We start from the raw sequence: 5,763 nt of genomic DNA on the forward strand, positions 1-5,763 counted from the left end.
CGCAGCGACGCCCCGCCCGCAGCCGGCCACGGTGGCCGCCGCCCCCCGGCCCGCCAGCACGGCCACGGCGAGCCCCGGCAAGCCGGACTGGCGCAATTACGGCCCCCTGCAGGTGGACTGGGCCAACTGGCAGCCCATGGGCGGCAGCATGGTGGCCCCCACCCTCAATTCCCAGGGGGAATCCCTCTACCTGGCCGTCAACTGCAGCGCCCGCAAGCTCAACGCCACCAGCCAGGCCGGCCAGTGGAAGAGCTGGGACGACCCCCAGGCCGATTTCGAGCAGCAGCTGGTCTCCGACCTCTGCAAGGCCCGCGGCAGCTGAGCGGCGGCCAGGTGCCGACGCTTCAGGCCGACCAGCGCAGGGGCCAGGGATCCCGCAGGTAGCTCCGGCCCACGGGGCGCAGGTAAAGGCGCTGGGCCCCGTCATCGCTCTCGCTGATCAGTTCTTCCTGCACCAGCCGGCGGGCGAGCCAGGCCCAGGAGGGCTCGGCCTCTCCGTGGGCACCGGCCAGGTCCTCCGCCAGGCTGCGCAGATCGCGGCCGCTGCGGTCCTCCAGGGCGGAGAGCAGCACGGCCGCCTGCGGTGCCCAGTCGTTGCGGGACGGTGCCGAGAGGCAGTTGTCGCAGCGGCCGCAGGGCGGGGAGATCTCCCCCACCGCCAGGAGCAGGGCCTGCTCCCGGCAGCCCTCCCCTTCGGCCACCGCCTCGATGCGCCGCAGCTGCTGCTGGGCCAGCTCGAGCCGGTGGCGCTCCAGCAGCCGCTGGTCGGGGGGCAGCTGCTGGCCGGCGGAGCGCATGGCCCAGCCCAGGCTGGTGCGGTCGGCCGGATCGAAGAGCACCAGGCAACGGGCGGGCAGCCCGTCGCGGCCGGCCCGGCCGGATTCCTGCAGGTAGCCCTCGGCGCTGGCCGGCAGGTCGAGGTGCAGCACCAGCCCCACGTCGGGCCGATCCACTCCCATGCCGAAGGCGACGGTGGCCACCAGCACCGGCGTGGGATGCTCCTGGAAATGGCGCAGGGCCAGCTGGCGGCTCTCGGGGTCCATGCCGGCGTGGTAGGCGATCGCCTCCACACCCGCCGCCGTCAGCCGCGCGGCCCACTGCTCCACCGAGCGCCGCGTGCGGGCATAGATCAGCACCGCCCCGCGGGACTCGCCGATCGCCGCGACCACCTCCGTCAGGGGATCGGCGGGGCGTCGCCGCATGGTGTAGGCGAGGTTGCCGCGGCGGGCTGATCGCACCTGGACCAGGGGGCGCCGCAGCTGCAGCAGGCGGATGATGTCGGCCCGCACCTGGGGGGCGGCGGTGGCACTGAGGGCCACCAGCGGCACCCCCGGACAGAGGGACCGCAGCTGGCCCAGGCGCCGGTAGTCGGGGCGGAAGTCGTGGCCCCAGGCGCTGATGCAATGGGCCTCATCCACCGCCAGGGCCACCAGCCGGCCGGTCTCGAGGGCCTCGTCAAGCAGCTGGCGGGTGGCCTCCGCCTGGGCTCGCTCCGGGGCCAGGTAAAGCAGGCGCAGCCGGTTCGCCGCCAGGCGCTGCTGCAGCTGGCGCCTCTGTCCCGGATCCAGCCCCCGGTGCAGACAGGCCGCCGGGATGCCGCGGGCCTGCAGCTGGCTCACCTGGTCCTGCATCAGGGCCACCAGGGGCGAGATCACCACCACCAGGCCGTCCCGCACCAGGGCGGGGAGCTGGAAGCAGAGCGACTTGCCGGCACCGGTGGGCAGCACCGCCAGGCAGTCACGGCCGGCCAGCAGGGCCTCCACCACCGGGCGCTGACCGGGCCGGAAACTCTCCCAGCCGAAATGGCGCTGCAGGCTCTCGGTGAGGGGATCGGCCCCCAAGCTCACTCCACCCCTGGTACCTGCAGACCCTAGCTCCCACCAGATGTGGGGGGCGCCTCGTCAGTGCAGCGGGGGCGGCTCCAGCTGGTCGGGGGACTCCTCCACCAGTTGCAGGCGCACCCGTTTGCCTCCGGCCAGTTCCCCCAGGGACACCCGCATCGTCGTGCCGCTCAGGCTCTGCAGCACGGTGAGCAGCTCCCGCAGATGGGGCGTGCTGCTGCCGCTCTCCACCCAGAGCCGCTCCTGCAGGCCCCCCAGCCGGCGCCAGCTGGTGTGCAGCTTGAGCACGGCGCTCTCCAGGGCCTGGGCCTGGCCGACCGCATCGGCCAGGAGGCCCAGGGCATCAAGGCGCTGGGCCTCCTGCAGGGCCTTCTCCAGGTCGAGGTTCCCCTGCTGGAAGGCTCGCACCGCCAGGCCCGCCTCGGCCGCCTTGCTGAGCCACCGGGCCGTGAGGGTCACATCCTTGACCCGCTCCAGCTCCGGTTCGTCCCGCAGCACGCGTCGCAGGTCGTCCTGCTGCTCCTCGGGCAGCTTGGCCAGTTCCCGCACCAGGGGAGCCACGGCCCGGGGGGGCAGCAGGTTGTCGGCGGTGCGCTGGCGGATCTCCTCCGGCAGCAGGGGGCTGGTGGCGGCGGTGAACTCATCGGTGAGCCGGCGCACCTGCTTGCGGGTGATCTGTTGGCCCTCGTTGGCCGCCTCGCTGATCATCAGCTGGACCTCCGGGTCCGCCTGGGCCGTCTCCAGGAAGGCCCGCTTGGAGAAGTTGTTGACGCTGGCCTCCTCCAGCAGGCCTTCGCCCACCAGGCCATCGGCCGACTCCGCCAGCTGGATCAGGGTATAGGCCCGGGTCTTGCTGATCTCCCGCTCCCGCAGCCACTGCAGGAAGCCGGTGCCGCGCCCCTCGCCGCCCCGGCGTTCCCGGTCCCGCACCGAACGCAGGATCCGCCCCCGCCAGATTTCGGTCTGCAGATCGAAACGATCGCAGACGGCCCAGGCCTCCTCCAGGCGGGCCAGAAACTCCATCGTGCTGAGGGTGTCGCTCTCCGGATCGGGCAGATCCAGACGCAGCTGGGGGGCCTCGGGCAGGGCCATGGACGGGACCATCGGCGGGGCCGGCGGTGGGTGCGGGGATGCTGCCACGGGGCCGGCAACGAACCGTGACATCGCCCGGGCAAGGGCCCCTGATCGCCGGTAGTGTCGCTGCGCAGACCACCCGACCTTCCAGCCCAGCGATGGCCATCTCCCGCGGCGACAAAGTACGGATCAAGCGTCCCGAGTCCTACTGGTTCAACGAAGTGGGCACGGTGGCCTCGATTGACACCTCCGGCATCCGCTACCCGGTCGTGGTTCGCTTCGAAAAGGTGAACTACAACGGCTACAGCGGTTCCGACGGCGGCATCAACACCAACAACTTCGCCGAGAGCGAATTGGTCAAAGCCTGAGCTTCGAGCCAGGCCCTGCTTGCCCAGCCCTACGATCCCGGGCATGCCCGAGCTCCCGGAGGTCGAAACCGTACGCCGGGGGCTTGAGCATCAGACCTCCGGTCTCGTCATCGACCGCGTCGAGGTGCTCCGCACCCGCGCCATCGCCAGCCCCGAAGACCCTGCCGATTTCTGCAGGGCCCTTCGGGGTCTTCGCGTGGGCCGGTGGCACCGCCGCGGCAAGTACCTCCTGGCCGATCTCGAAGGCCCGGACGGCTGCCCTGCGGGTCGCTGGGGCGTACACCTGCGCATGACCGGCCAGTTTCTCTGGCTGGCCGAGGACCGTCCCCCCTGCCCCCACACCCGGGTGCGGGTCTGGAGCGGGGCCGGAGAGGAACTGCGCTTCGTCGACACCCGCAGCTTCGGCCAGATGTGGTGGGTGCCCCCCGGGGTCGCCGACGAGGAGGTGATGGGCGGCCTGCGGCGTCTGGGACCCGAGCCCTTCGCGGCGGAGTTCAGCGGCGCCTACCTGCGGCAGCGGCTCAAGGGCTCACGCCGGCCGATCAAGAATGCCCTGCTCGATCAATCGCTGGTGGCGGGGGTGGGCAACATCTACGCCGACGAATCTCTGTTCGCGGCCGGGATCCTGCCCCAGACCCCCAGCGGCCGGCTGCCACTGGGCCGTCTGGAGCGGCTGCGGCTGGCCCTGGTGGAGGTGCTGGAGACCAGCATCGGCGCCGGTGGCACCACCTTCAGTGATTTCCGTGATCTGCACGGCACCAACGGCAACTACGGCGGCCAGGCCTGGGTGTATCGCCGCGGCGGATCCCCCTGCCGCCGTTGCGGGACGGTGATCCTGCGCGAGAAGCTGGGGGGGCGCAGCAGTCACTGGTGCCCCAGCTGCCAGAGCTGACCAGGGGGCCCCGACCCCGCCGCCCCTTTCGGTCGCAAGCCTTTCCCCTCGTTGCCAGATACCGCGTGACCAGCGCCCTCGCCGTCCAACTCAGCCAGACCATGGCGGCCATCCATGCCCGCGGCTGGTGCGACGGCACCGGCGGCAACTTCAGCTGCGTTCTCTCGCGTGACCCGCTGGTTCTGCTGATGGCCCCCAGCGGCGTCGACAAGGGCACGGTCGCGCCGGAGTCCCTGATCCAGGTGGACGCCAACGCTCAGGTCGTGGCGGGGGAGGGTCGGGCCAGTGCCGAGACCCTGCTGCACCTGGAGATCGTGGCGCGCACCGGCGCCGGCGCCGTGCTGCACACCCACTCCCACGCCGCCACGCTGCTGTCCGACTGGTGTCTGTCGGAGGGGAGGGACGCGGGGGCCCTGCCGCTGCAGGGTCTGGAAATGCTCAAGGGCCTGGCGGGCATCGACAGCCATCGCCGCCGGGTGCTGCTGCCGGTGCTGGCCAACGACCAGGACCTGGCCCAGCTCAGTGCCACCGCCGGCCCGTTGCTGGCAGACGCGCCCCACGGCCTGCTGATCGGCGGCCATGGTCTCTACGCCTGGGGGGGCGACCTCACCGAAGCCCGGCGACACCTGGACATCCTCGAGTGGCTGCTGGAGCAGCGCTGGCGACGCCTGCTGCTCGAGGCCCTGGGCCAGCTGCCGGCCAGACCCGGCGGCATTCGAGCCGTGCTGCTTGACATCGAAGGGACCACCTGCCCGGTGCCCTTCGTGAGTCAGGTGCTCTTTCCCTACGCCCGTGAACGGCTGGATGGCTTTCTGCGGGAGGAGGCCGACAAGCCGGCCCTGGCTCCACTGATCAAGGCGATCGACGCGGCCATGGCAGCCGCTGGAGACGGCAGCAGTGAAGGCGCTACGGCCACCCCCGATGATGCGGGGAACGGCGGCAGCTCCGGCAACTCAGATCTCCATCACAGGAGGGTTCGGTTCCTTCAGGGCCTGATCGATGAGGACCGCAAGCTGCCGGCCCTGAAGGAGCTGCAGGGTCTGATCTGGGACCGGGGATATGCAGGCGGCGAACTGCGCTGCCCCCTGTTCGAGGATGTGGCCCCGGCACTGCGGGCCTGGCGAGCGGCTGGGCTGGAGCTGGCCGTCTACTCCTCGGGATCGGTGAAGGCCCAGCAGCTCCTGTACCGCCACAGCAACGTCGGTGACCTGAGCCCCCTGTTCAGCCACTGGTTCGACACGAGCACCGGTGCCAAGGGCGAGGCCGCCAGCTACCGGGCCATCGCTGCCGCGATGGATCTCGAGCCCGGGGCGATTCTCTTTGTGAGTGATGTCAGGGCCGAGCTGGAAGCCGCCCGGACCGCCGGGATGGCGACACGCTTCAGCCTGCGCCAGGACAACCCGGAGCAGGAGGCAGGGCCCTTCGAGGCGATCACCAGCCTGGCTCAGATCGACATCTGAATCCCGCATCCTGGCCTGCCCAGCGCTGTGCCTGTTCAGGAGCCTGGCCTGGCCGTTGCCGCCGGCCCCCTCAGCCGCCCGCTGCCCTGGGCTGTCCGCTGCGCTGTCCGATGTGCTGGCCAACAGAA

At 71.4% G+C, this 5,763-nt stretch carries 5 protein-coding genes and 2 pseudogenes; 5 read left to right on the forward strand and 2 right to left on the reverse strand.

The genetic code is table 11. The annotated features are described in order from the left end of the window. Positions 1-322: pseudogene (locus tag KBY81_RS16170) on the forward strand (peptidoglycan-binding protein); the annotation flags it as partial. 22 nt (positions 323-344) lie between these two features. Here the strand turns inward: KBY81_RS16170 and KBY81_RS16175 are convergent. Next, the gene (locus KBY81_RS16175) at positions 345-1,841 is read right to left on the reverse strand and encodes an ATP-dependent DNA helicase RecQ (protein ID WP_106220234.1); all 1,497 of its coding nucleotides are present in this window, start codon (positions 1,839-1,841) and stop codon (positions 345-347) included. A 60-nt stretch (positions 1,842-1,901) separates the two neighbouring features. After that, positions 1,902-2,933 (reverse strand): hypothetical protein, encoded by a 1,032-nt coding sequence (locus tag KBY81_RS16180; RefSeq protein WP_254977057.1) that lies wholly within the window; start codon positions 2,931-2,933, stop codon positions 1,902-1,904. 140 nt (positions 2,934-3,073) lie between these two features. Here KBY81_RS16180 and KBY81_RS16185 point away from each other — a divergent pair, with 140 nt between their 5' ends. The 4 genes and pseudogenes from KBY81_RS16185 to mtnC all read left to right on the forward strand — a co-directional run bounded on the left by KBY81_RS16185 (position 3,074) and on the right by mtnC (position 5,635). Then, on the forward strand, positions 3,074-3,283 hold the full coding sequence (locus tag KBY81_RS16185; RefSeq protein WP_106220233.1) for a photosystem I reaction center subunit IV: 210 nt from the start codon (positions 3,074-3,076) through the stop codon (positions 3,281-3,283). A gap of 43 nt (positions 3,284-3,326) precedes the next feature. Then, positions 3,327-4,175 (forward strand): DNA-formamidopyrimidine glycosylase, encoded by an 849-nt coding sequence (locus tag KBY81_RS16190; RefSeq protein ID WP_254977059.1) that lies wholly within the window; start codon positions 3,327-3,329, stop codon positions 4,173-4,175. A 65-nt stretch (positions 4,176-4,240) separates the two neighbouring features. Beyond that, a pseudogene (mtnB, locus tag KBY81_RS16775) lies at positions 4,241-4,828 on the forward strand (methylthioribulose 1-phosphate dehydratase); the annotation flags it as partial. Between the two features lie 39 nt (positions 4,829-4,867). Then, positions 4,868-5,635 carry an acireductone synthase gene (mtnC, locus tag KBY81_RS16780; protein WP_396103891.1) on the forward strand — a complete coding sequence of 256 codons (768 nt, stop codon included), beginning with the start codon at positions 4,868-4,870 and terminating at the stop codon, positions 5,633-5,635. Positions 5,636-5,763 lie beyond the last annotated feature (128 nt).

Source organism: Cyanobium sp. Lug-B (assembly GCF_024345635.1).
Taxonomy (GTDB): domain Bacteria; phylum Cyanobacteriota; class Cyanobacteriia; order PCC-6307; family Cyanobiaceae; genus Cyanobium; species Cyanobium minutissimum.

Bases quoted from the DNA above. Each gene is read 5' to 3' on its own strand.
- KBY81_RS16190 (WP_254977059.1), top strand. From the start codon at position 3,327: ATGCCCGAGCTCCCGGAGGTCGAAACCGTACGCCGGGGGCTTGAGCAT.
- KBY81_RS16185 (WP_106220233.1), top strand. From the start codon at position 3,074: ATGGCCATCTCCCGCGGCGACAAAGTACGGATCAAGCGTCCCGAGTCC.
- KBY81_RS16180 (WP_254977057.1), bottom strand. From the start codon at position 2,933: ATGGCCCTGCCCGAGGCCCCCCAGCTGCGTCTGGATCTGCCCGATCCG.